Source organism: Streptomyces sp. PsTaAH-137, from assembly GCF_003259365.1.
GTDB lineage: Bacteria > Actinomycetota > Actinomycetes > Streptomycetales > Streptomycetaceae > Streptomyces.
In genome coordinates this window covers 101817-124923 of record NZ_QLLY01000020.1, presented here as the reverse complement: position 1 = coordinate 124923, position 23107 = coordinate 101817, and the positions used below count along the sequence as shown (strand labels likewise).

Below are 23107 nucleotides of genomic sequence, written 5' to 3'. Positions count from 1 at the left end.
TCCTGGCAACCGGACCTACTCGACCGGCTCGACCCCAGCGCGCAGCAGACCGTACGTGACCGCGTCCTCCAGAGCCCCCCAAGACGCCGCGATGACGTTCTCGGCGACTCCGACCGTGGACCACTGGTCGGAGCCGTCGGTCGTGGAGATCAGGACGCGGGTCGTGGAGGACGTGCCGTGCTTGCCCTCCAGGATGCGGACCTTGTAGTCGACCAGTTCCAGCTTGGCGAGCTGCGGGTAGATCCGCTCCAGGCCGACGCGCAGGGCGCGGTCCAGGGCGTTGACCGGGCCGTTGCCCTCGGCCGTGGCGACGATGCGCTCGCCCTTGGCCCAGAGCTTCACGGTGGCCTCGTTGGCGTGGGTGCCGTCGGGGCGGTCCTCGACGATGGCCCGCCAGGACTCGACGCGGAAGTAGCGCCGCGCCCGGCCCTCGGCCTCCTCGCGGAGCAGCAGCTCGAAGGAGGCGTCGGCGGCCTCGTACGTGTAGCCCTGGAGCTCGCGCTCCTTGACCCGCTCCACGACCCGGCCGACGAGCTCGCGGTCGCCGCCGAGGTCGACGCCGAGCTCCTTGCCCTTGAGCTCGATGGAGGCGCGGCCCGCCATGTCGGAGACCAGCATGCGGATGCGGTTGCCGACCAGCTCGGGGTCGATGTGCTGGTACAGGTCGGGGTCGACCTTGATGGCGGAGGCGTGCAGGCCCGCCTTGTGGGCGAACGCGGAGACGCCGACGTAGGGCTGGTGCGTGGACGGGGTGAGGTTCACGACCTCGGCGATGGCGTGCGAGATGCGGGTCATCTCGGTCAGCGCGCCCTCGGGCAGCACCTTCTTGCCGTACTTCAGCTCCAGGGCGGCGACGACCGGGAACAGGTTGGAGTTGCCGACCCGCTCGCCGTAGCCGTTGGCCGTGCACTGGACGTGGGTGGCGCCGGCGTCGACGGCGGCGAGGGTGTTGGCGACGGCGCAGCCGGTGTCGTCCTGGGCGTGGATGCCGAGCCGGGCGCCGGTGTCGTCGAGGACGGTGTGCGTGATCGCCTGGACCTGGGCGGGGAGCATCCCGCCGTTGGTGTCGCAGAGCACGACGACCGAGGCGCCGGCCTCGTGCGCGGCGCGGACGACGGCCTTGGCGTACGCGGGGTTGGCGCGGTAGCCGTCGAAGAAGTGCTCGCAGTCGACGAAGACGCGGCGGCCCTGGGCGACCAGGTGGGAGACGGTGTCGCGGACCATCTCCAGGTTCTCGTCGAGGGTGGTGCGCAGCGCCAGTTCGACGTGCCGGTCGTGGGACTTGGCGACCAGCGTGATCACCGGGGCGCCCGAGTCGAGCAGCGCCTTGACCTGCGGGTCCTCACTGGCCTTCGCGCCGGCCCTGCGGGTCGCGCCGAAGGCGACCAGCTGGGCGTGCTTGAAGTCGATCTCGTCCTGCGCGCGGGCGAAGAACTCGGTGTCGCGGGGGTTGGCACCGGGCCAGCCGCCCTCGATGAAGCCCACGCCGAAGTCGTCCAGGTGCCGGGCGATGGTCAGCTTGTCCGCGACGGTGAGGTTGATGCCCTCGCGCTGTGCGCCGTCGCGCAGCGTGGTGTCGAAGACGTGAAAGGAATCGTCGAGTTCGCCGGTGGTACCGCCGGTGTGTTCGCTCGGGCTGCTGCTCATGGCTGTCTGGCTCCTGTTGGGAATCTCGGTCGTCGTACCGGAATGACCGGCTCCACCGTCCATCTATGATCCCCCGCGCTCTCTCCCCGGCTTCGGGTGGGCCGAGAAACAGAAAAACCCCTCGCGGGTGCGAGAGGTCTGCGCGCGGGTCGAGGACGACGGTGTCCGCCCGTACCGGGTCGTACGAGGCGGTCACTGCGGACCGGCGCGCCTGCTGCCAATAATCATGGCGAACGAGAGCACGGCCAGAGTCTGCCACAGCCCGGGCCGGTCCCGGACTGTGGTCTCACGATGCGGTCAGGCGGGCTGTTCCTGGGCGGCCTCGGTGCGCTGGACCCGGCTCAGGTCGATGTCGCGGGTCTCGCGCATCGTCAGATAGACGATCAGGGACACGGCCGCGCAGCCGGCGACGTACCAGTAGAAGCCCGATTCGATGCCGCCGTTCTTGAACCACAGGGCGACGTACTCGGCGGTGCCGCCGAACAGGGCGTTGGCGAGGGCGTACGGGAGGGCGACGCCGAGGGCGCGGATGCCGGTCGGGAACAGCTCGGCCTTCACGCACGCGTTGATCGACGTGTAGCCGGTGACGACGACCAGCGCGAGCAGGGCGAGCCCGAGGGCCGGCCAGAAGGAACCGGCGTGCTTCAGCAGCGTCATGATCGGGACCGTCAGGAAGGTGGAGCCGACGGCGAAGGTGATCAGGAGGGGGCGGCGTCCGATGCGGTCGGAGAGCGCGCCCGCGAGCGGCTGGATGCAGGCGAAGACGACGAGCGCGCAGAAGGAGACGAGGGTGGCGGTCTCCTTGCTCAGGCCGGCCGAGTTCGACAGGTACTTGGTGAGGTAGGTGGTGTACGTGTAGTACGCCACGGTGCCGCCCATGGTGAGCGCGATGACGAGGAACGCCTCGCGCCTGTGCGCCCACAGGGCCTTCATCGTGCCCTTGTCGTCGCCGCCCACCGTCGCGTCTGCGTCGGCCGACTCCTCGTAGACCTCGGTCTCCAGCATGTTGCGCCGCAGGTAGAAGATGATCGCCGCACCGAGGGCGCCGACGATGAACGGGATGCGCCAGCCCCAGCCGTGCAGCGCGTCGTCGCTCATCGTGCGCTGGAGGACGATCAGGAGGCCGAGGCCGACGATCTGGCCTGCCGTCATCGACACGTACTGGAAGCTGGAGGCGAAGCCGCGGCGCCTGGGGTCGGAGGCCTCGGTGAGGTACGTGGCGCTGGCCGCGTACTCGCCGCCGACGGACAGGCCCTGGAGCAGGCGCGCGACGAGCAGTACGACCGCGCCGCCGTAGCCCGCGACGGCGTAGGTCGGCGCGATGGCGATGAGCACGGCCGACGCCGACATGAGGGTGACCGTGAGGGTCAGGGCCGCCTTACGTCCTTTGCGGTCGCCGACCCGGCCGAGCAGCCAGCCGCCGACGGGGCGCATGAAGAAGCCGACGGCGAAGATGCCGGCCGTGTTCATCAGCTGGGCGGTCGGATTGCCGTCGGGGAAGAAGGCCCCGGCGAAGTACGTCGCGAAGCTCGCGTACACGAACCAGTCGAACCACTCGACCATGTTCCCGGCCGACCCGACCAGGATCTTCTTCCATTGCTCTCGTCCCATGACGGGCCACCCTGGGCGACCCCTCCACACCCTGACAAGAGTGCACCCGGCAACGATCCCGAGTACTTACGTTCTTTGTGTTCACAGCGGGGGCGGGTGGGGGGCTGGTCGCGCAGTTCCCCGCGCCCCTGAGATGCGCACTTCGTGCGCCATCTCATCAGAGAGGTGCACCGGCACCCATCGGGAGAGAAGCGCCACCGCCGCCCCATCAGGAGGCGCGCGGAGCGCAGCCTCAGGGGAAGGCTGCGCGCAGCGCATGCCTTCAGGGGCGCGGGGAACTGCGCGACCAGCCCCCACCGGAGCCGCAGACGACTACGCGCCCTCCTAGTGCGTCGCGCCCTCGCTGACCCGCAGGTCTTCACCGGTGACCGCGGCGGCAGCCAGCAGCGCAGCGACCCCCCGCGCCACGATCTCCCCCGAAAGCGCCGGCGCCGCACCGTCCAGCACCTGTTCCGGTGCCCACGGGACATGCACGAACCCGCCCCGGACGCCGGGGAGTTCGGTGGCCAGGAGATGTGCCAAGCCGTACGCGACGTGGTTGCAGACAAAGGTGCCGGCGGTGTTGGAGACAGCCGCCGGAACCCCGGCCCCCCGCATCGCGGCGACGCACGCCTTCACCGGCAGGGAGGAGAAGTAGGCCGCCGGACCGCCCGGCACCACGGCGGTGTCGATCGGCTGCGCCCCGGCGTTGTCGGGGATGCGCGCGTCGTCGACATTGATCGCGACGCGCTCCACGGTGACCCCGTGCCGCCCGCCCGCCTGCCCGAGGCAGACCACGAGATCGGGCCGCACCTCCTCGACGGCGGCCCGCAAGGCGGTGAGCGACGCCCCGAAGACGCACGGGAGCTGGACCGCCGTGACGGCGATGCCCTCGGGCGGCGCGGCGGCGACGAGCGCGGCCGCCTGCCAGGACGGGTTCACGGATGCCCCGCCGAAGGGTTCGAATCCGGTGAGCAGAACGCGGGTGGGCACGGTGTCTCCCTCGATCGGCGGCATCAGACGGCGAAGACCGCCATGAGCACGATGTTGCAGCCGAGCAGCGCGAGCGCCGTCGGCAGTTGCGCCTTGATCGGCCCGTACTGGTCCTTCAGTTCGAGCAGCGACGCGGGAACGATGTTGAAGTTGGCCGCCATGGGCGTGCACAGGGTGCCGCTGAACCCGGCGAGCATGCCGATGGCGAGGACCGCGACCTCGTTGCCGTGCATCTGCTGGATGAGCACCGGCCAGCCGATGGCGGCGGTCATGACGGGGAACGCGGCGAACGCGTTGCCCATGATCACGGTGAACAGGAACATGCCGAGGCAGTAGGCGAGTACGGCGGCGTACTTGGAGCCGTCGGGCAGCACGTCGTTCACGAGCTCGCCGACCTGGGTGCCGACCCCGGCGATCGCGAAGATCGAGCCGAGGACGGACAGCAGCTGCGGCAGCAGCAGCGCCGCGCCCATGGACTCCAGCATCGCGCGCCCGGACTGAAGCGGCACGGAGAGGCTGCGCTCGCCGGTGACGAGCAGGCCGACGATCAGCGCGGCGACACAGCCGACGCCGAGCCCGATGAGCGTGGCCTTGCCGGTCTCGAACAGCCCGGAGCCGTCGAGGACGGAGGCGCAGACGATCGCGACGAGCGGGATGGTGAGCGCGGGGACGAACAACTTGTTGCCGAGTCGCGCGGCGGACGCCTCCCGCTCCTCCCCCGTCGTCGTGACGGGCACGCCCTTGCCGATGAAGTCGAACCCGGCGAGCACGATCAGCGCGAGGACGGCGACGCCGAGCGGCTCGGCGGGGAGCGTGAAGCCCTCGGTGCCGGTGACCCCGGTGCCGTAGGGGAAGGTCAGGCCGAGCAGTCCCCAGAAGGCGGCGGACGTCCAGCGCTTGGGATTGGTGCGGTCACGCGCCATCTGTACGGCCATGACGACGAAGACGAGACCGACGAGCCAGTACAGCCACTCGACCCTGATCACTTGGCGCCCTCCTCGGACGTCGCGGGCAGCGGGTAGTCGTTCTCGGCGGCCGCGACGGCCATCTCGCGCTCCAGCCTCCGGTCGAGCAGGAGCAGCCGGGCGCCGTGGATGAGGAAGGCGCAGACCGCCGACGGGATGGCCCACAGGGCGAGTTGGGTGGGTTCGAGGTTCTGGTGGTACGTGGAGTTCACGAAGCCGGTGATGAGCAGGATCGAGCCGATCGCGATGAAGCAGTCCTCGCCGAAGAAGAGGCCGACGTTGTCGGCGGAGGCGGCGTAGGAGCGGACCTTCTCGCGCAGCCGGTCGGGCAGTCTCGCGGCGACGGTGCGTTCGGCGGCGGCCTCGGCCATGGGCGCCACCAGCGGGCGCACGGTCTGCGCCGGGCCGCCGAGGTTGTTGAGGCCGAAGGCCGCGGTGATCTGGCGGACCAGCAGGTACACGGTGAGGAACCGGCCCGCGCTGAGCGCGCCCAGCTTGCCGATGAGGGTGCGGGCCTGCTCGCGCAGCCCGTACCGCTCCAGGAGGCCGATCACGGGGAGCACGACGGCGAACACGGTGACGGACCGGCTGTCGGCGAACGCCGTGCCGAACGCGGCGAGGATCGCCTGCGGATCCATCCGGCCGAGCAGCCCGGTGGCTATGCCGGCGACACCGACCACGAGGACGGGATTGCGGCGCGTGACGAATCCGAGGATCACCACGAGCACGCCGAGGAGAACGATCATGCGGCGGCCTTCACGGGGAGGGAGAAGACGGGACAGGGCAGCACTCGGAACCGGACTGCTCGATTCCGGGGGACGCCCGGACCCTAGGCGATCGTTGAACGATCGAACAAGGGGTATCCGATAACCGGACACCGCCGTGGCGACGGTTCGCCCATTTCGGGCTCTTGTCGAATCGTTCAACAATCGCTTACGTTGAGCAGGTGATCCAGGACGAAATCCCAGGCGTGATCGACCTCAACGCAGACCTCGGCGAAGGCTTCGGCCGCTGGACCCTCACCGACGACGAGGCTCTGCTCTCCGTCGTCACGAGTGCCAACGTCGCCTGCGGCTTCCATGCGGGCGATCCCAGCGTGATGCGGCGGGTCTGCGCGCTCGCCGCCGAGCGCGGGGTGCGGATCGGCGCTCAGGTGTCGTACCGCGACCTCGCCGGGTTCGGGCGCCGCGCGATGGACGTGCCGGCGGACGAGCTGGCGGCCGAAGTGGCCTACCAGATCGGTGCGTTGCGGGTCTTCGCGGAGGCGGCCGGGTCCACGGTCTCGTACGTGAAGCCGCACGGCGCGCTCTACAACCGCACGGTGCGCGACGCCGAGCAGGCCCGCGCGGTGGTCGACGGCGTGCTGCTGGCCGGCGGCGGGCTGCCCGTCCTCGGCCTGCCCGGGTCGCGGCTGCTGGCCGCCGCCGAGGAGGCCGGGCTCACTCCCGTCCGCGAGGCTTTCGCCGACCGCGCCTACACCCCCGAGGCCACCCTCGTCCCGCGCCGCGAGCCCGGCGCCGTGGTCGAGGACGCGGACGCCGTGGTGCGCCGCTCGGTCGGGTTCGCCGTGGACGGCGGAGTCGAGGCGACGGACGGCAGCCGGGTCGCGGTCGCCGCCCGTTCGCTGTGCGTGCACGGCGACACCCCGGGAGCGGCCCGGATCGCGGCCAGGGTGCGGACGGCTCTGGAGGACGCCGGGGTCACGGTGGGTGCGTTCGCGTGAGCGGCGGCCTGGTGGTGCGGTCCGTCGGGCGGCGGGCCCTGCTCGTGGAGCTGCCGGACGCCGAGCGCACCGGCGCCCTGCACGCCGAACTGCTGCGGCGCCGCGCGGCCGGCACGCTGCCGCCGGTCGCCGAGATCGTGCCCGGCGCGCGCACGGTCCTGCTCGACGGCGTGCCGGAGCCCGCCTCGCTGGCCCGCCGACTTGCCGACTGGGACGTGCCGTTGGCGCCTCCGGCGGACGGCGACGTCGTCACGGTCCCCGTGGTCTACGACGGACCGGACCTGGCCGACGTGGCCGCGCTGTGGGGGGTCGCCGAGGACGAGGTGGGCGCGCTGCACTCCTCGTACACGTACCGCGTCGCGTTCTGCGGTTTCGCCCCGGGCTTCGGCTATCTCACCGGCCTGCCCGAGGAGTTGCACGTGCCGCGCCGCGCGACGCCGCGTACGCGGGTGCCGGCCGGTTCGGTGGCCCTCGCCGGGCCGTACTCGGCGGTCTATCCGAGGGCGACTCCTGGGGGCTGGCAGATCATCGGCACCATGCCGGATCCGTCCGTCCTGTGGGACCCGGCGCGGGAGCGGGCTGCGCTGCTGTCCCCCGGTGTGCGGGTCAGATATCAGCTCCTGTCACGGGGCTCCGCCCCGGACCCCGCTCCTCAATCGCCGGAGGGGCTTGGTTTGCCGGGGGCGCGGGGAACTTCATGACCACCAAGCTGACCGTCACCCGTCCCGGCGCCCTCACCACCATCCAGGACGCCGGCCGCCAAGGCCATGCCCACCTGGGAGTCCCCCGCAGCGGCGCCCTGGACGCCCCCGCGATGGACCTGGCCAACAGGCTGGCCGGAAACCCGGAGGGCAGCGCCGTCCTGGAGACGACCCTGACCGGCTGCGCCCTGCGCCCCGACCGCCCGGTCACGATCGTGGTCGGCGGCGCCCCCTGCCCGGTCACCGTCGACGGCCGCCCGGTGCCGTGGGGCGCCCCGGTGCGGGTCCCCGCCGGGGCCGTCCTCGACGCGGGCCCGGCCACCACCGGCCTGCGCTCCTACCTCGCCGTGTCCGGCGGCATCGAGGTCGACCCGGTGCTCGGCAGCCGCGCGACCGACCTGCTGTCGGGCCTCGGCCCGGACCCGCTCACCGAGGGCGCGGTGCTCCCGGTGGGCCGGGCGCACCCGGTCCCGGTGCTGCCCGCGGCGGCACCCTGGCCCGCGCCGCCCGCGGAGCTGGTGCTGCCGGTGCGGCTCGGTCCGCGCGCGGACTGGTTCACGCAGGACGGTCTGCGCACGTTCCTGACGGCCGCGTTCACCGTGTCGGCGCACAGCAACCGCATCGGCCTGCGCACCGAGGGCCCCTCTCTGGAGCGGGTGTCGGAGGGCGAACTGCCCAGCGAGGGCATGGTGCTGGGCGCGGTGCAGGTGCCGCCGGACGGCCGCCCGGTGGTGTTCCTGCACGACCATCCGACGACCGGCGGCTACCCGGTGATCGCCGTGGTCGCGCCGGAGGCCCTGGCCGCGGCGGCGCAGGCGGCACCGGGCATCCCGGTCCGCTTCACCCCGAGCCGCTGATTCACCCCGGAACCGCGAGCCCGTCGTCCAGGAACTCCCGTACGTGGGCGAGGACTTCGGCGCGTTCGGCGCCGCGAAGCCCGACCACGACCTGGATCGAGAACCCGTCGAGCAGCGCCCGCAGCCGGGCCGCGAACCGGTCCGGGTCCACGGCCCGGAACTCGCCCCGGGAGATCCCCTCGGCGAGCAGCGCCACCAGGTCGCGGTGCCAGGCGCCCTCGATGGCGGCCTGCCGGGCGCGGGCGGCGGTGTCGGCGGCGGCGCGCTTCGAGCGGTTCCACACCTCAAGCCACAGCGACCAGTGCGGGTCGCGGTAACCGCCGGGCACGTACAGGTCGACGTAGTCGTCGACGCGCTCCCGGGCGCTGCCGTCACCCACCAGCAGCTCCCGCCGCTCCGCGCCGAGCCGTCCCTCGCTCCACTCCAGGGTGCGCAGCAGCAGCTCGTCCTTGGACCCGAAGTGGTACGCGAGATGCCCGCTGCTCATGCCGACCTCACGGCCGAGCGCGGCCATGGTGAGCTTCTCCAGGCCGTGTTCGGCGATCATCACCATGGTCGCGGCGAGCACGTCCTCGCGGGGCGGTGCCGGTGTGTGACGGCGTGTCATGTCGCGGGCTGCTGCTGGGTGATGCAGTGGATGCCGCCGCCGGCCGCGAAAACCGTCCGGGCGTCGACGAGGGTGACGGCGCGGGACGGGAACAGCTCGCGGAAGATCGCGGCGGCCTTCTCGTCGTTCGGGTCGTCGAAGCCGCACAGGACCACGCCGTCGTTGCAGAGGTAGTGGTTGATGTACGAGTAGTCGACCCAGGAGCCGTCGTCGGGGTCGGTGAGGACGGTGGGGGCCGGGACCTCGACGATCCGCAGCGGGCGGCCCTGCGCGTCCGTCTGTCCGGACAGTACGCCGATGATCTCGCGGCTCACCTCGAAGTCCGGGTGGGCCGGGTCCTGCTGGGAGTGGACGAGGACGACGCCCGGGGCGGCGAAGGCGGCGACGATGTCGACGTGGCCGCGCGTGCCGAACTGGCCGTAGTCGCCGGTGAGTCCGCGCGGCAGCCAGATCGCCTTGGTCGTGCCGATCCTGGCGTGGATCTCGGCCTCGACGCGCTCCCTGGTCCAGCCGTTGTTGCGGTCCGGGTCGAGCTGGACGGTCTCGGTGAGGAGCACGGTGCCCTCACCGTCGACGTGGATGCCGCCGCCCTCGTTGACCAGGACCGAGGAGTGGACGGGGACGCCGGTGAGGTCGGCGACATGCCGGGCGACCTTGGAGTCGTGCTCCCAGCGGGCCCAGTCCTGGGCGCCCCAGCCGTTGAACGTCCAGTCCACGGCGGCCAGTTCACCGGACTCCGCGTGCTTCACGAACGTAGGACCGATGTCGCGCATCCACGCGTCGTCCAGGTCACGCTCGACCAGCTCGACGGCCGGGTCGAGGAGTGCACGGGCGGAGTCGTGCTGTCCCGGTCCGACGACCATGGTCACCGGCTCGTAGGCGCGCACGGCGTTGGCGACGGCCGCCCACGCGGTACGGGCCTCGGCCAGCTCGGTGTCGTCGGCGAAGGTCGGGTTGGGGCTCGGCCACGCCATCCAGGTGCGCTCGTGCGGGGCCCACTCGGGCGGCATCACGTAGGTCATGACAGGAACCTCAGAGGAAGTAGAGACGGTTGAGGGAGACGGAGTCGGCCGGCTCGGAGCGCAGCGGTTCTCCGTCGAGGGTGACGAGGCCGGTGCGCTGGTCCACGTCGACCGCGCCGGTGCGGGAGTTGAACCGCAGGTCGGCCGGGCCGATGCCGCGGGTGCCGCGCACGGCGACCCGGCGCCTGCGGGTGGGCATCGTGTCGTGCCCGTCGTCGACGGCGGCCTGCGCCACGAAGGCCACCGACAACTCGGCGGCGGTGGCGCCGTGCGCGCCGAACTGCGGTCCCAGGACGAGGGGTTCGCAGGTGTCGGTGGCCGCGTTCGGGTCGCCGACGACGCCGTACGCGGGGAAGCCGGACTTCAGGACCAGCTGCGGCTTCGCGCCGAAGAACTCCGGGCGCCACAGCACGATGTCGGCCATCTTGCCGGGCTCGATGGAACCGATCTCGTGCGCGAGGCCGTGCGCGATGGCGGGGTTGATGGTCAGCTTCGCCATGTAGCGCAGGACGCGGTCGTTGTCGTGGCCGACGCCCGGGTCGCCCAGCTCGCCCTTCATCTTCCCGGCCATCGCGAACGTGCGGCGGACGGTCTCCCCGGCGCGGCCCATGCCCTGCGCGTCGGACGAGGTGATGCCGATGGCGCCCAGGTCGTGCAGCACGTCCTCGGCGCCCATCGTCCCGGCGCGGATCCGGTCGCGGGCCATGGCGGCGTCGCCGGGCAGGTCGGGCTTGAGGTCGTGGACGGAGACGATCATGCCGTAGTGCTCGGCGACGGCGTCCCGGCCGAAGGGCAGGGTGGGGTTGGTGGAGGAACCGATGACGTTCGGGACGCCCGCCATCTTCAGCACGTTCGGTACGTGACCGCCGCCGCAGCCCTCGATGTGGAAGGCGTGGATGGTCCGGCCCTCCAGCACCCTCAGGGTGTCCTCGACCGACAGGCATTCGTTCAGGCCGTCGCTGTGCAGCGCGACCTGGACGTCGTGCTCCTCGGCGACGCGCAGCGCGGTGTCCAGCGCGCGGGTGTGCGCGCCCATGTCCTCGTGCACCTTGAACCCGCAGGCGCCGCCCTCGGCGAGGGCCTCGACCAGCGGCGCGTCGTGCGAGGACGAGCCGCGGCCCAGGAAGCCGATGTTGACGGGCCAGGCGTCGAAGGCGGAGAAGGCGTGCTTGAGCGCCCACGGCGAGTTGACGCCGACGCCCCAGACCGGGCCGAACTCCTGCCCGATGATCGTGGTCACGCCGGAGGCGAGGGATGCCTCCATGATCCGCGGGGAGAGCAGGTGGACGTGGGTGTCGACGGCGCCGGCGGTGGCGATGAGCCCCTCCCCCGACACGATCGACGTGCCGGTGCCGACGACGACGTCCACGCCGTCGAGGGTGTCCGGGTTGCCGGCCCGGCCGATGGCGTGGATGCGGCCCTCGCGGATGCCGATCGACACCTTGCGGATGCCGAGCGCGGCGTCGATCACGACGACGTTCGAGATGACGACGTCACACGTCTCGCGGACCGCGGCGGCCTTCAGGTGCAGTCCGTCGCGGGCGGTCTTGCCGAACCCGGCCAGGAACTCGTCGCCGTACGCCTGCGAGTCCGACTCGACCTTGACGGTGAGCCCGGAGTCGCCGAGGCGGATCCGGTCACCGGCGCGCGGGCCGTGCGTGGCCGCGTACTCGTACGGGGTCAGGCGGCGGGCTTCGGCGGGGTGGCCTCCGGGGCGGCTCATCGGTCGACCTCCTCAGTCGGTACTCCCAGATATCCGCACGCGGCGGCGCGGCGCAGCGCCTCCTCGCGGGCGCCGGGCGCGTCGAGCGGCCCGTCCACGAGACCGGCGAAGCCGATGGCGATCCGCTGGCCGCCGATCGGTACGAGGGGCACGTCGGCGGACTCGCCGGGCCCGAACCGCACGGACGAGCCCGCGGGCACCGCGAGCCGCATCCCGTAGGCGCGCTCCCGGCGGAAGTCCAGGCGCGGGTTCGCCTCGAAGAAGTGGAAGTGGGACGTCACCGAGACCGGGACGGACGCCGTGTTGGTGACGGTCAGCGTCAGCTCGGGCTCCGGGTCGGCGTGGTCGGGGCCGGGCAGCAGGGCGCCCGGGGCCGCCTCGCCGAGCCCTTCCCCCGCGATCGGGCCGCTCACGACCGCGAGCCGCGAGCCGTCGTCGAAGACGGCCTCGACGTGCACCTCGGTGACGACGTCGGCGACGCCCGGCAGCACGTCGTCGGGACCGAGCACGGACCGCGCCGCCTCGATCGCCTCGGCGAGCCGCTTCCCGTCGCGGGCCGCCTCGCAGACGGTGTCCGCGATCAGCGCGGTCGCCTCGGGCACATTGAGCCGCAGCCCGCGGGCCTTGCGGGAGCGGGCCAGCTCCGCGGCGCCGAACAGCAGCAGCCGGTCGCGCTCGGTGGGGGTGAGTCGCACGCCGTCGTACCTCCTCAAGATTTGAATGCCACTCTAAATGCTGTCCGGGTGGAGGGGAAGACACCTGCGACGAGCTGGGCTATTACGCGATTGAGCAGCGGTCTAAACGGCGGGGCCTCCGGCAGGGCGGCTACCGTGGCCCCGTGACCAGCAGCGACCGGACCGGGACCGACCGGACCAGCACCCCGCGCAGCCGCCGCGAGCGGCCCGCCAAGCCCGCCCTGAGCCGGAGCGGCATCGTCGCCGCCGCCGTACGCGTCCTGCGCGCCGAGGGGCTCGGCAAGGTGACGATGCGGCGCCTGGCCGCCGAGCTCGACACCGGCCCCGCCTCGCTGTACGTCTACGTCCGCAACACCGACGAGCTGCACGCCGCCGTGCTCGACGCGCTGCTCGCCGAGGTGGATCTCGGCCCGGCCCGGGACACGGACGGCGACTGGCGCGCGCGGCTGACCCGGCTGCTCGTCTCGTACCGCGACATGCTGTTCCGCCATCCGTCGCTGGCCCGCTCCGCGCTGACCGTGCACCCCTCGGGCGAGCACTATCTGGACCTGGTGGAGGCCGTGCTCGTCCTGCTGCGCGAGGGCGGGGTGCCGGACGCCCGCGCGGCCTGGGGCGTGGATCTGCTCCTTCAGTACGCGACGGCGACGGCCGCCGAGCACGCGGGTGACGACGGCACGGACGCGATGGACGCCACGTTCACCGCGATCGCCGAGGCGTCGCCCGCCCGGCATCCGGAGATCGTCCGGCTGGCCGGGGTGCTCGTCGCGGGCGCCCCGGGGCGGCTGGACTGGGGCATCGCCGCGCTGATCGCGGGCATCGAAGCGGCCCCCGAACCACCCCTCTGACCTGCGTGAACCCGATTCTCCGGGTCCGCACACCCATCAACGAACTTGTTCGTTACGAACATGTTCGTTACCGTGGAGGGGAAGCACCGCACCAGCACCGAACACCCCTCGCGGCACCCAGGGAGGCCACCATGAACGCCACGACCCCCACCCCGCAGACCCCGCACACCCCGCACCTCCCGGTCGCCGTCGTCGGCGCGGGACTCGGCGGCCTCGTGCTCGCCCGCGTCCTGCACGTGAACGGCATCGCCTGCACGGTTCTCGACCTGGACGCCTCGGCCGACGCCCGCACCCAGGGCGGCATGCTCGACCTGCACGAGGAGACCGCGCAGGAGGCGCTGCGCGCGGCCGGCCTGTACGACGACTTCCGGGCGATCGTGCTGTCCGGCGGCGAGGAGACCCGGGTCATCGCCCCGGACGGCACCCTGGTCAGCCACGAGCCGGACACCGGCGACGGCGGCCGCCCCGAGGTCAACCGCGCCGACCTGCGCCGCCTCCTGCTGGCCTCCCTGCCCGACGGCACCATCCGGTGGGGCGCGAAGGTCACCGGCGCCGAGCCCGCCGACGTCCCGGGCCGCCACCTGGTCACCCTCGCCGACGGCCGCCGCTTCACCACGGACCTGCTGATCGGCGCCGACGGCGCCTGGTCCCGGATCCGCCCGCTGCTGACCGGGGCCGGGCCCGCGTACACCGGCATCTCCTTCGTGGAGGCCGACATCCTGCCGGGCAACGCGCGGCACGCGGAGATCGCCGCGTTCAACGGCGGCGGCAGCGCCTTCGCCCTCGGCGACGAGCGGGCGCTGCTCACCCACCGCGAGAGCGACGGCCGCGTGCACACCTACGTCGCGGTGAAGGCACCCGAGGACTGGCTCGGCTCGATCGACTTCACGGACACCGAGGCCGCGCGCACCGCGGTGCTCGCGCGGTTCGAGGGCTGGGACGACCGGCTGCGCGCCCTGATCGCGGAGGCCGACGGCGCTCTGGTGCCGCGCCCGATCCACGCTCTGCCCTCCGGTCTCACCTGGGAGCGGGTGCCCGGCGTCACGCTGCTCGGCGACGCCGCGCACCTGATGTCGCCGTTCGCGGGCGAGGGCGCGAACCTCGCCATGTTCGACGGCGCCGAGCTGGCCCGCGCGATCGCCGGGCACCCGGACGACACGGAGGCCGCGCTGGCCGCGTACGAGAAGGAACTCTTCCCGCGCAGCGCCGAGATGGCGGCCGAGTCGGCGGCGAACCTCACGATGATGTTCGGCCCCGACGCTCAGGCGCGGCTGCTCGACCTGTTCGCGGGGGTCGGGCCCGAGGGGGCGTGAGAACGGCGAAGGGCCCCGTACCGCGGTGCGCGGTGCGGGGCCCTTCGCCGTCGGGTGCTCAGCCCAGCCGGTGCATCCAGCCGTGCTCGTCCTGCTTCTTGCCGCGCTGGATGTCCAGGAGCGCGTCGCGCAGCTTCATGGTGACCTCGCCGGCCTCGCCGCCGGACTGCTGCCACTCGCCGCTGGCGCGCTTGACGGTGCCGACGGGCGTGATGACGGCCGCGGTGCCGCAGGCGAAGACCTCGGTCAGCTCGCCGGACGCGGCGTCGGCCTGCCACTGCTCGATGGAGACGCGGTCCTCGTGCGCCGAGTAGCCGAGGTCGCGGGCGACCTGGAGGAGCGAGTCGCGGGTGACGCCCGCGAGGAGGGAGCCGGTGAGGGTCGGCGTGACGATCCGGTCGCCGTACACGAAGTACAGGTTCATGCCGCCCAGTTCCTCGACCCACTTGTGCTCGACGGCGTCGAGGTAGGCGACCTGGTCGCAGCCCTTGGCGGCGGCCTCGGCCTGGGCGAGCAGGGACGCGGCGTAGTTGCCGCCGGTCTTGGCGTCGCCGACGCCGCCGGGGACGGCGCGCACGCGGTCCTCGGAGAGCCAGATGGAGACGGGCTTCACGCCGCCGGAGAAGTACGCGCCGGCCGGCGAGGCGATGACGATGAAGAGGTACTCGGACGCCGGCTTCACCCCGAGGCCGACCTCGGTCGCGATCATGAACGGGCGCAGGTAGAGGGACTCCTCGCCGCCGTGCGCCGGGACCCAGTCCTTGTCCTGCTGGACGAGCAGGTCACAGGCCTCGACGAAGGTCTCGACGGGCAGCTCGGGCATGCCCAGGCGCCAGGCGGAGTGCTGGAAGCGCTTGGCGTTCATGTCGGGGCGGAAGGTGGCGACGGAGCCGTCGGGCTGGCGGTAGGCCTTGAGGCCCTCGAAGATCTCCTGCGCGTAGTGCAGGACGTTCGTCGCCGGGTCGAGGGAGAGCGGGCCGTACGGCACGAGCTGTCCGTCGTGCCAGCCGCGGCCCTCGGTCCACCGGATCGTCACCATGTGGTCGGTGAAGTGGCGGCCGAATCCGGGGCTCTCCAGGATCGCCTCGCGCTCCGCGGCGGACAGCGGGGTCGAAGAGGGCTTGAGCTCGATCGTGGGCGTCGTCATGGTTGCGTGTCCTTCACCGTTGGTTGTGACGGACCGCGCTCACGTCTGCACTCCTTGTACTAGGACGTCCGAGCTTTCGCGTGCGTCGCGGCCCCGCGTTCGATTATCGCGCGCGGAGGGGTGTGCTCGAAACGTGCCTGCCGGACGAGTGCGGAAGGTGATGCGGCCCGGGGTCGATGGTGGCACCTGGGGCCGCACAGGAGAAGCCGCCGGGTGCGTGGTGCGACCCGGCGGCTTCTCTACTGGAATGCGCGCCGGGTCAGCCGGCTACTACTCGGGCGACGAGAGCGTCACCGATCTCGTCGGTCGAGCGGACGGCATCGCCGCGCTCGCCGAGGTCGGCGGAGACGGCGGTCTCGATGCGCTCGGCCTGCGACTCGTAGCCGAGGTGACGCAGGAGGAGGGCGACCGAGAGGACCGTGGCGGTCGGGTCGGCCTTGCCCTGGCCGGCGATGTCCGGCGCCGAGCCGTGGACGGGCTCGAACATCGACGGGAACTCGCGGCCCGGGTTGATGTTCCCGGAGGCCGCGACGCCGATGCCGCCGGAGACGGCCGCGGCGAGGTCGGTGATGATGTCGCCGAACAGGTTGTCGGTGACGATCACGTCGAACCGGGCCGGGTCGGTGACCAGGTAGATGGTCGCGGCATCGACGTGGATGTAGTCGGTGGTGACCTCGGGGAACTCCTGGGCCACCTTGTTGAAGATGTTCGTCCACAGGTGCCCGGCGAAGGTCAGCACGTTGTTCTTGTGGACCAGCGTGAGCTTCTTGCGCGGACGGGCCTGGGCGCGGGCGAACGCGTCGCGCACCACTCGCTCCACACCGAACGCGGTGTTGACGGAGACCTCGGTGGCGACCTCGTGCTCGGTGCCCTTGCGGATCACTCCGCCGTTGCCGGTGTACGGGCCTTCGGTGCCCTCGCGGACGACGACGAAGTCGATCTCGGGCTGGCCGGCGAGCGGGGTGGAGACGCCGGGCAGCAGCTTCGACGGACGCAGGTTCACGTGGTGGTCGAAGGCGAAGCGGAGCTTGAGCAGGAAGCCCCGCTCCAGGACGCCGGACGGCACCGACGGGTCGCCGATGGCGCCGAGCAGGATGGCGTCGTGCTTCTTGAGCGAGTCGAGGTCGGCGTCGGTGAGGGTCTCACCGGTCGCGTGGTAGCGCTTGGCGCCGAAGTCGTACTCCTCGGTCTCCAGCTTCACATCCTGCGGAAGGACGGCGGAGAGGACCTTGAGACCCTGGGCCACGACCTCCTGGCCGATACCGTCACCGGGGATCACTGCGAGATTCAGGATGCGAGAGCTTGCCGACATGGCCGCCACGGTACTCGCTGTCCCATGGGATGACACGCGCTGTCCATCATTCGGACATGCCGTCGTGCGGTCGCCGAGTGTTCACCCCTTGGTGTGGCGGTAGTTGGGGCCTGCTGGGAAGTTGACCCGCATGGACACCCCCGACGTCGGCATCCCGCCGCGGCTCGCGCGGCGGATGAGCATGCCGGAGCAGTACGAGTATCTGCGCACGAAGTTCGGCAGGCGCCGGGCGCTGGTGACGGCGGGCGCGGTCGCGGGCGGGCTGCTCACGGGCTGCGCGGGCGACGGTACGGGGACGGCGAACACATCGGCATCGCCGTCGCCCTCGGCGTCCGCGACTGCGGGCTCGGCGCTGTCGCCCTTCGGCCGCCATCTCGCCTTCGGCGCGGACCCGCGCACCCAGATGCGGATCTCCTGGCAGGTACCGGCCGCGGTCCGCGCGCCGTACGTCCGCATCGGGCTGCGCCCCGACGACCTGGGCCGGAAGATCGCGGCGGAGGTGCGCGACCTGCACACCCCGGGCGTGAGCGGGGTCCGGCTCGCCCTCGACCAGTTCTATGTGCACGCGGCGCTGGACCGGCTGACCCCGGGCACGACGTACTACTACGGCGTCGGGCACGACGGCCACGACCCGGCCGCCCCCGCGCACCGCTCGGCGATCGCGCACTTCCGCACGGCCCCGGCGGCGCCGCCCTCCTCGTTCACCTTCACCGCCTTCGGCGACCAGGGCGTCGGCGACACGGCGGCGTCCAGCGACCATCTGATGCTGAAGCAGGAACCCGCCTTCCATCTGCACGCCGGCGACCTCTGCTACGCGGACGGCACCGGGCACGGCAAGAAGACGGACGGCTACGACCCCGGGTTCTGGGACCTGTTCCTGAAGCAGAACGAGCAAGTGGCCCGCACCGTCCCCTGGATGGTGACGACCGGCAACCACGACATGGAGGCCTGGTACTCCCCCGAGGGCTACGGCGGCCAACTCGCCCGCTGGTCCCTGCCGGACAGCGGCTTCGACGCCAGGTCGACGCCGGGCGCGTACACGTTCACGTACGGCAATGTGGGCGTCGTGGCGCTGGACGCCAACGACGTCAGTTACGAGATCACGGCGAACCTGGGCCACAGCGGCGGACGCCAGACGGCCTGGCTGGAGCGCACGCTGAAGAAGCTGCGGGCCGCGGACGGCATCGACTTCGTCGTCGTGTTCTTCCACCACTGCGCGTACTCGACCTCGGCGCACGCCTCCGACGGCGGCGTGCGCAAGGAGTGGCTGCCGCTGTTCGACGACCACCGGGTGGACCTGGTGATCAACGGGCACAACCACGTCTACGAGCGCACCGACGCGCTGCGCGGCGGGGCTGTCGGCCGGGCCGTCCCGATCGGCGGCACGGCCGACCCCGTGCGCGACGGCATCGTGTACGTCACCGCGGGCGGCGGCGGCCGTGACCTGTACGGGTTCCGGCCCGGCAGCAAGGAGACCTACGAGGGGCACGAGCGGGCGCACAAGCCCGTCGACAGCTTCGTCTGGGCGACGAAGTCGGGGCAGGTCAAGAACGAGACCGTGGACTGGTCACGGGTGCGCTACCGCGGATTCTCGCTGCTCAGGGTCGAGGCGGAGTCCGGCGCGCACCCGCGCCTGAAGGTGTCGGCGCTGGCCCATGACGGCACGCGCGTCGATCACTTCGAGGTGAAGCGGGGGGCCTGACGGAGGCCCGACCGGTCTCAGTGACCGGTCTCCCCGCCGTTGTCCCTGCGGTCGAAGGAGCGCTGGAGGGCGGCGGCGGCACTCCTGGCCGCCCTGCGGTCGGCTTCGGAGGTGGGAGAGACGTGGCGGACTCGGCGGCGGGCGGGCGTCGCAGTGGCCATGGAGATCGACTCCTTGAGATCGCATGAGGGCGCGCGGGGAGCGCTGACCCACGGGGATTTCGAGGCGCCGGAAGGGGCGGGGAACCAGAGCTGCAGGGGTTGCCTGCCATGTGCTCGGCTCACGGCCGCCATTCGCCGGATCGGGCGAGTCGTTCGGCTCCTACAAAGCTAGGGCAGGTCTCTGCTTCTGTCTCCACAATTACTCGGACTTCCTACTATCTGAGACGGACTCCACACCGGGCCGCCTTCGGCCAGGGCCCATGGCGCGGGGCGCGGGCGCCCTCCACGATGGACCCCAGAACCGGCCGGGCCACGGTGGCCCGGCCGGACCCCTGGGGAGGAGTCCCACCATGCGTGTGATCACTCAGCGGCGGCTCGGCGGACCCGACGTACTGGAGTTGGTCGAGGTGGAACGGCCCGTGCCGGGCGCGGGAGAGGTACTGGTCCGGGTGCACGCGGCGGGGGTGAACCCGGTGGACCGGCTGGCCCGCACCGGTGAGGCTCCGCTCTTCGGCGATCCGCCGTTCACGCTCGGGCGGGATCTGTCCGGGGTGGTGGAGGTGTGCGGCCCCGACGTGACCGGCTTACGGCCCGGCGACGAGGTGTTCGGCATGATCCCCGGCGGGGCCTACGCGGACTGTGTCGTCGCCCGGGCCGACCACCTCGCCCCGAAACCGGCGACGGTCGACCATGTGCACGCCGCCGCGGTGCCGGCCGCCGCGCTCACCGCGTGGCAGGCCCTGGTCGACACCGGTCACATGGCGCCGGGGCGGCGGGTGCTCGTGCACGCGGCGGCGGGCGGGGTCGGGCACATCGCCGTACAGATCGCCAAGGCCGAGGGCGCGTACGTGATCGGGACCGCCCGCGCCGACAAGCACGCGTTCCTGCGCGGGCTCGGGGTGGACGAGCCCCTCGACTACACGACGACGGACTTCGCCCGGACGGTCCGCGAGGTGGACGTGGCCCTCGATCTCGTCGGCGGCGCCTACGGGCCCCGGACTCTGGCCACCCTGCGGCCCGGGGGGCTGCTGGCCTCCGTGGTGCTGGCCGATCCCGGGGTGACGGCGCAGGACGCGCAGGCGCGGGGGGTTTCGTTCGTGCCCGTGTCGGTGCGGCCGTCGGGGGTGACGCTGGGGAAGGTGGCCGCGCTGATGGCCGCCGGCCGGATCCGGTCGCATGTCTCGGCCCGGTTGCCGCTGGAGGGCGCGGGCAAGGCCCACGAACTCAACGGCACCGGCCGCACCCAGGGCAAGGTCGTCCTGACGCTGGTCGAGTAATGGCCGAGTGCGCCTCTCGTCGTGGCTGGTCGCGGACGAACGACAAAAAAACACCGCCCTCTGACCGCGGGGGGGGGGCAGGTCAGAGGGCGGGGGTATCGCGGAGCCGGTGTCAGCCCATGTGCGGGTACGTGTAGTCGGTCGGCGGGACCAGCGTCTCCTTGATGGCGCGGGTCAGCGTCCAGCGCATCAGGTTCTGCGGGGCGCCGGCCTTGTCGTTCGTACCGGAGGCGCGACCGCCACCGAACGGCTGCTGCCCGACGACGGCACCGGTCGACTTGTCGTTGATGTAGAAGTTGCCGGCGGCGTAGCGCAGCTTCTCCATCGTGTACGCGGCGGCGGCACGGTCGTTGGCGATGACGGAGCCGGTGAGCGCGTAGTCGGAGACCGACTCCATCTGCTCCAGAACGGCGTCGTACTGGTCGTCCTCGTACACGTGGATCGCGAGGATCGGGCCGAAGTACTCGGTCGTGAAGACCTCGTTGGCCGGGTCGGTGCACTCGATGACGGTCGGGCGCACGAAGTAGCCGACGGAGTCGTCGTAGGTGCCACCGGCGACGATGGTGCAGGAGTCGTCGGCCTTGGCGCGGTCGATCGCGGCCTTGTTCTTGGCGAACGAGCGGTCGTCGATCAGGGCGCCGATGAAGTGCGACAGGTCGGTGACGTCACCCATGGTGATGCCGTCGACCTCGGCCGCGAACTCCTCCTTGAACCCGTCGTTCCAGATGGAGGCCGGGATGTAGGCGCGCGAGGACGCGGAGCACTTCTGGCCCTGGTACTCGAAGGAGCCGCGGGTCAGGGCCGTCTTGAGGACGGCGCGGTCGGCGCTCGGGTGGGCGACGACGAAGTCCTTGCCGCCGGTCTCGCCGACGAGACGCGGGTAGGTGCGGTACTTCTCGATGTTGGTGCCGACCGTCTTCCACAGGTGCTGGAAGGTCTTGGTCGAACCGGTGAAGTGGATGCCCGCGAGGTCACGGTGGTTGAGGGCCACCTCGGAGACGGCGATGCCGTCGCCGGTCACCAGGTTGATGACGCCCTTGGGCAGGCCGGCCTCCTCAAGGAGCTTGAGGAGCAGCACGGCGGCGTGGGTCTGCGTCGGGGACGGCTTCCAGACCACCACGTTGCCCATGAGGGCGGGGGCGGTGGGCAGGTTGCCCGCGATGGCCGTGAAGTTGAACGGCGTGATCGCGTAGACGAAGCCCTCCAGCGGGCGGTGGTCCATGCGGTTCCACACGCCGGTGGAGTTCGCCGGGGGCTGCTCGGCGAGGATCTGACGGGCGTAGTGGACGTTGAAGCGCCAGAAGTCGACGAGCTCGCACGGGGTGTCGATCTCGGCCTGCTGGGCGGTCTTCGACTGGCCGAGCATGGTCGAGGCGGCCAGCGTCTCGCGCCACGTGGTGGAGAGCAGCTCGGCGGCGCGCAGGATGATCGCGGCGCGGTCGTCGAAGGCCATCGCGCGCCAGGCCGGGGCGGCGGCCAGGGCGGCGTCGATCGCGTCCTGGGCGTCCTGGGTGGTGGCGTTGGCGTAGGTGCCGATGACGGCCTTGTGGTTGTGCGGCTGCACGACGTCGAAGCGCTCGCCGCCACCCATCCGCTTCTCGCCGCCGATGGTGCAGTGCAGCTCGATCGGGTTCTCGGCCAGCTCCTTGAGCTTGGCCTCCAGGCGGGCGCGCTCCGGGGAACCGGGGGCGTAGCCGTGCACCGGCTCGTTGACCGGGGCGGGGACCTGGGTCACGGCGTCCAGCGTCATGGGTCCGTATCTCCTTCGGGGGGTCGGGGGAGTCGGTCTGTCTTACGGAAGCGGTGGGGCTCAGCCCTTGGTGAGGATCGAGCGGCCGAAGAACAGCAGGTTGGCGGGCTTCTCCGCGAGGCGGCGCATGAAGTAGCCGTACCAGTCGGTGCCGTACGCGGTGTAGACACGCATCCGGTGGCCCTCGGCGGCGAGCCGCAGGTGCTCCTCGCTGCGGATGCCGTAGAGCATCTGGAACTCGTACTCGTCCAGCTTGCGCCCGGCCTGGCGGCCCAGCTCCTGGGCGATGGAGATCAGGCGCGGGTCGTGCGAGCCGATCATCGGGTACCCGTCGCCCTCCATGAGGATGCGCATGATCCGGACGTACGCCTTGTCGATCTCGGCCTTGTCCTGGTACGCGACCTCGGCGGGCTCCTTGTAGGCGCCCTTCACGATGCGCACGCGGCTGCCGGCGGCGGCCAGGCGGCGGGCGTCGTCCTCGGTGCGGAAGAGGTAGGACTGGATGACGCAGCCGGTCTGCGGGAAGTCCTTCCGCAGCTCCTCGTGGATGGCGAACATCGAGTCGAGGGTGGTGTGGTCCTCGGCGTCGAGCGTGACGGTGGTGCCGATGGCGGCGGCGGCCTCGACGACCGGACGGACATTGGCAAGGGCCAGCTCGTGGCCGTTCTCCAGCGCCTGGCCGAACATGGAGAGCTTCACGGACATCTCGGCCTGCGGGCCGAGGCCGAGGTCCTTGAGGTGCTCGATCAGCTCCAGGTAGGCGTCGCGCGCGGCGTGCGACTGCTCGACGGTGGTGATGTCCTCACCGACGACGTCGAGCGTGACCTCCAGGCCCTTCGCGGCAGCGTCCGACACGACCGGGATCACGTCGTCGACGCTCTCGCCCGCGATGAAGCGGTCGACGACCTGCTTGGTGCCCGGCGCCGCCGACACGAAGGCGCGCATCTTGTCGCTGCGCGACGCGGCGAGGATCAGGGGAGCCAGCACGGGGCACCTCCATGGAGCATGAGTACGGATGGAACCGAACCCCCATAAAGCTCTGATAGCTGCCATAGCGGGAACGGCACGTGGAACCAC

General features: G+C 71.7%; 21 protein-coding genes. 7 read left to right on the top strand and 14 right to left on the bottom strand.

From position 1 onward, the window contains the following. Positions 1–15 precede the first annotated feature (15 nt). From cimA to K377_RS34115, 5 genes are all read right to left on the bottom strand, one after another. Positions 16–1647: a citramalate synthase gene (cimA, locus tag K377_RS34135; protein WP_111667493.1), complete on the bottom strand. Its 1632-nt coding sequence runs from the start codon at positions 1645–1647 to the stop codon at positions 16–18. A 297-nt stretch (positions 1648–1944) separates the two neighbouring features. Next, positions 1945–3258: an MFS transporter gene (locus K377_RS34130; protein ID WP_111667492.1), complete on the bottom strand. Its 1314-nt coding sequence runs from the start codon at positions 3256–3258 to the stop codon at positions 1945–1947. A 324-nt stretch (positions 3259–3582) separates the two neighbouring features. Continuing rightward, on the bottom strand, positions 3583–4254 hold the full coding sequence (pcp, locus tag K377_RS34125; protein ID WP_111667491.1) for a pyroglutamyl-peptidase I: 672 nt from the start codon (positions 4252–4254) through the stop codon (positions 3583–3585). Then, positions 4254–5216 (bottom strand): DUF979 domain-containing protein, encoded by a 963-nt coding sequence (locus K377_RS34120; protein WP_111667490.1) that lies wholly within the window; start codon positions 5214–5216, stop codon positions 4254–4256. Before K377_RS34120 ends, pcp begins: the two co-directional genes overlap by 1 nt. Then, the gene (locus K377_RS34115) at positions 5213–5941 is read right to left on the bottom strand and encodes a DUF969 domain-containing protein (protein WP_111667489.1); all 729 of its coding nucleotides are present in this window, start codon (positions 5939–5941) and stop codon (positions 5213–5215) included. The genes K377_RS34120 and K377_RS34115 overlap by 4 nt, the downstream gene beginning before the upstream one ends. Before the next feature lie 224 nt (positions 5942–6165). Between K377_RS34115 and K377_RS34110 the strand changes: the two genes are divergently transcribed. The 3 genes from K377_RS34110 to K377_RS34100 are packed head-to-tail and all read left to right on the top strand — an operon-like array spanning position 6166 to position 8476. Beyond that, positions 6166–6918, top strand: a complete 753-nt coding sequence (locus K377_RS34110) for a LamB/YcsF family protein (protein WP_111667488.1) — start codon at positions 6166–6168, stop codon at positions 6916–6918. Continuing rightward, positions 6915–7619 (top strand): allophanate hydrolase subunit 1, encoded by a 705-nt coding sequence (locus K377_RS34105; protein WP_111667487.1) that lies wholly within the window; start codon positions 6915–6917, stop codon positions 7617–7619. The genes K377_RS34110 and K377_RS34105 overlap by 4 nt, the downstream gene beginning before the upstream one ends. After that, on the top strand, positions 7616–8476 hold the full coding sequence (locus K377_RS34100) for a biotin-dependent carboxyltransferase family protein (protein ID WP_111667486.1): 861 nt from the start codon (positions 7616–7618) through the stop codon (positions 8474–8476). Before K377_RS34105 ends, K377_RS34100 begins: the two co-directional genes overlap by 4 nt. A 1-nt stretch (position 8477) precedes the next feature. Here K377_RS34100 and K377_RS34095 read toward each other — a convergent pair whose 3' ends face one another. The 4 genes from K377_RS34095 to ureA are packed head-to-tail and all read right to left on the bottom strand — an operon-like array spanning position 8478 to position 12523. Next, complete coding sequence (locus K377_RS34095) at positions 8478–9083, bottom strand: TetR/AcrR family transcriptional regulator (protein ID WP_111667485.1); 606 nt, start codon at positions 9081–9083, stop codon at positions 8478–8480. Next, on the bottom strand, positions 9080–10105 hold the full coding sequence (locus K377_RS34090; protein ID WP_111667484.1) for an agmatine/peptidylarginine deiminase: 1026 nt from the start codon (positions 10103–10105) through the stop codon (positions 9080–9082). Before K377_RS34090 ends, K377_RS34095 begins: the two co-directional genes overlap by 4 nt. A 10-nt stretch (positions 10106–10115) precedes the next feature. Then, the gene (locus K377_RS34085) at positions 10116–11828 is read right to left on the bottom strand and encodes an urease subunit alpha (RefSeq protein ID WP_111667483.1); all 1713 of its coding nucleotides are present in this window, start codon (positions 11826–11828) and stop codon (positions 10116–10118) included. Continuing rightward, positions 11825–12523, bottom strand: coding sequence for an urease subunit gamma (ureA, locus tag K377_RS34080; protein WP_111667482.1), 699 nt, complete (start codon positions 12521–12523; stop codon positions 11825–11827). The genes K377_RS34085 and ureA overlap by 4 nt, the downstream gene beginning before the upstream one ends. 143 nt (positions 12524–12666) lie before the next feature. Between ureA and K377_RS34075 the strand changes: the two genes are divergently transcribed. Beyond that, positions 12667–13368: a TetR/AcrR family transcriptional regulator gene (locus tag K377_RS34075; protein WP_111667481.1), complete on the top strand. Its 702-nt coding sequence runs from the start codon at positions 12667–12669 to the stop codon at positions 13366–13368. A gap of 131 nt (positions 13369–13499) precedes the next feature. Continuing rightward, on the top strand, positions 13500–14681 hold the full coding sequence (locus K377_RS34070) for an NAD(P)/FAD-dependent oxidoreductase (protein ID WP_111667480.1): 1182 nt from the start codon (positions 13500–13502) through the stop codon (positions 14679–14681). A 58-nt stretch (positions 14682–14739) separates the two neighbouring features. On the opposite strand, the gene K377_RS34065 is transcribed toward K377_RS34070, so the two are convergent. Together K377_RS34065 and K377_RS34060 are read right to left on the bottom strand one after the other, a co-directional pair. Beyond that, a complete protein-coding gene (locus K377_RS34065; RefSeq protein WP_111667479.1) occupies positions 14740–15828 on the bottom strand; it encodes a branched-chain amino acid aminotransferase in 1089 nt (362 codons plus the stop codon). A gap of 259 nt (positions 15829–16087) precedes the next feature. Beyond that, positions 16088–17140: a 3-isopropylmalate dehydrogenase gene (locus tag K377_RS34060; protein WP_111667478.1), complete on the bottom strand. Its 1053-nt coding sequence runs from the start codon at positions 17138–17140 to the stop codon at positions 16088–16090. A gap of 130 nt (positions 17141–17270) precedes the next feature. On the opposite strand from K377_RS34060, the gene K377_RS34055 reads away from it, so the two are divergent. Then, the gene (locus tag K377_RS34055; RefSeq protein ID WP_111667477.1) at positions 17271–18842 is read left to right on the top strand and encodes a metallophosphoesterase family protein; all 1572 of its coding nucleotides are present in this window, start codon (positions 17271–17273) and stop codon (positions 18840–18842) included. A gap of 17 nt (positions 18843–18859) precedes the next feature. Here the strand turns inward: K377_RS34055 and K377_RS34050 are convergent, their stop codons facing one another. Continuing rightward, a complete protein-coding gene (locus tag K377_RS34050) occupies positions 18860–19003 on the bottom strand; it encodes a hypothetical protein (RefSeq protein ID WP_111667476.1) in 144 nt (47 codons plus the stop codon). A gap of 350 nt (positions 19004–19353) precedes the next feature. Between K377_RS34050 and K377_RS34045 the strand changes: the two genes are divergently transcribed. After that, entirely contained in the window at positions 19354–20280 is a 927-nt protein-coding gene (locus tag K377_RS34045) for an NADP-dependent oxidoreductase (protein ID WP_111667475.1), read from the top strand. Positions 20281–20392: 112 nt separating this feature from the next. On the opposite strand, the gene pruA is transcribed toward K377_RS34045, so the two are convergent. Together pruA and K377_RS34035 are read right to left on the bottom strand one after the other, a co-directional pair. Further along, positions 20393–22024 (bottom strand): L-glutamate gamma-semialdehyde dehydrogenase, encoded by a 1632-nt coding sequence (gene pruA / locus K377_RS34040; RefSeq protein WP_111667516.1) that lies wholly within the window; start codon positions 22022–22024, stop codon positions 20393–20395. Positions 22025–22090: 66 nt separating this feature from the next. Further along, the gene (locus K377_RS34035; RefSeq protein WP_111667474.1) at positions 22091–23017 is read right to left on the bottom strand and encodes a proline dehydrogenase family protein; all 927 of its coding nucleotides are present in this window, start codon (positions 23015–23017) and stop codon (positions 22091–22093) included. Between the last annotated feature and the right edge of the window lie 90 nt (positions 23018–23107).

Excerpts from the sequence above, each read along its gene's own strand:
- cimA (WP_111667493.1), bottom strand. The coding sequence starts at position 1,647 with ATGAGCAGCAGCCCGAGCGAACACACCGGCGGTACCACCGGCGAACTC.
- K377_RS34130 (WP_111667492.1), bottom strand. The coding sequence starts at position 3,258 with ATGGGACGAGAGCAATGGAAGAAGATCCTGGTCGGGTCGGCCGGGAAC.
- pcp (WP_111667491.1), bottom strand. The coding sequence starts at position 4,254 with ATGCCGCCGATCGAGGGAGACACCGTGCCCACCCGCGTTCTGCTCACC.
- K377_RS34115 (WP_111667489.1), bottom strand. The coding sequence starts at position 5,941 with ATGATCGTTCTCCTCGGCGTGCTCGTGGTGATCCTCGGATTCGTCACG.
- K377_RS34100 (WP_111667486.1), top strand. The coding sequence starts at position 7,616 with ATGACCACCAAGCTGACCGTCACCCGTCCCGGCGCCCTCACCACCATC.
- K377_RS34095 (WP_111667485.1), bottom strand. The coding sequence starts at position 9,083 with ATGACACGCCGTCACACACCGGCACCGCCCCGCGAGGACGTGCTCGCC.
- K377_RS34090 (WP_111667484.1), bottom strand. The coding sequence starts at position 10,105 with ATGACCTACGTGATGCCGCCCGAGTGGGCCCCGCACGAGCGCACCTGG.
- K377_RS34085 (WP_111667483.1), bottom strand. The coding sequence starts at position 11,828 with ATGAGCCGCCCCGGAGGCCACCCCGCCGAAGCCCGCCGCCTGACCCCG.
- K377_RS34070 (WP_111667480.1), top strand. The coding sequence starts at position 13,500 with ATGAACGCCACGACCCCCACCCCGCAGACCCCGCACACCCCGCACCTC.
- K377_RS34065 (WP_111667479.1), bottom strand. The coding sequence starts at position 15,828 with ATGACGACGCCCACGATCGAGCTCAAGCCCTCTTCGACCCCGCTGTCC.
- K377_RS34060 (WP_111667478.1), bottom strand. The coding sequence starts at position 17,140 with ATGTCGGCAAGCTCTCGCATCCTGAATCTCGCAGTGATCCCCGGTGAC.
- K377_RS34055 (WP_111667477.1), top strand. The coding sequence starts at position 17,271 with ATGGACACCCCCGACGTCGGCATCCCGCCGCGGCTCGCGCGGCGGATG.
- K377_RS34050 (WP_111667476.1), bottom strand. The coding sequence starts at position 19,003 with ATGGCCACTGCGACGCCCGCCCGCCGCCGAGTCCGCCACGTCTCTCCC.
- K377_RS34045 (WP_111667475.1), top strand. The coding sequence starts at position 19,354 with ATGCGTGTGATCACTCAGCGGCGGCTCGGCGGACCCGACGTACTGGAG.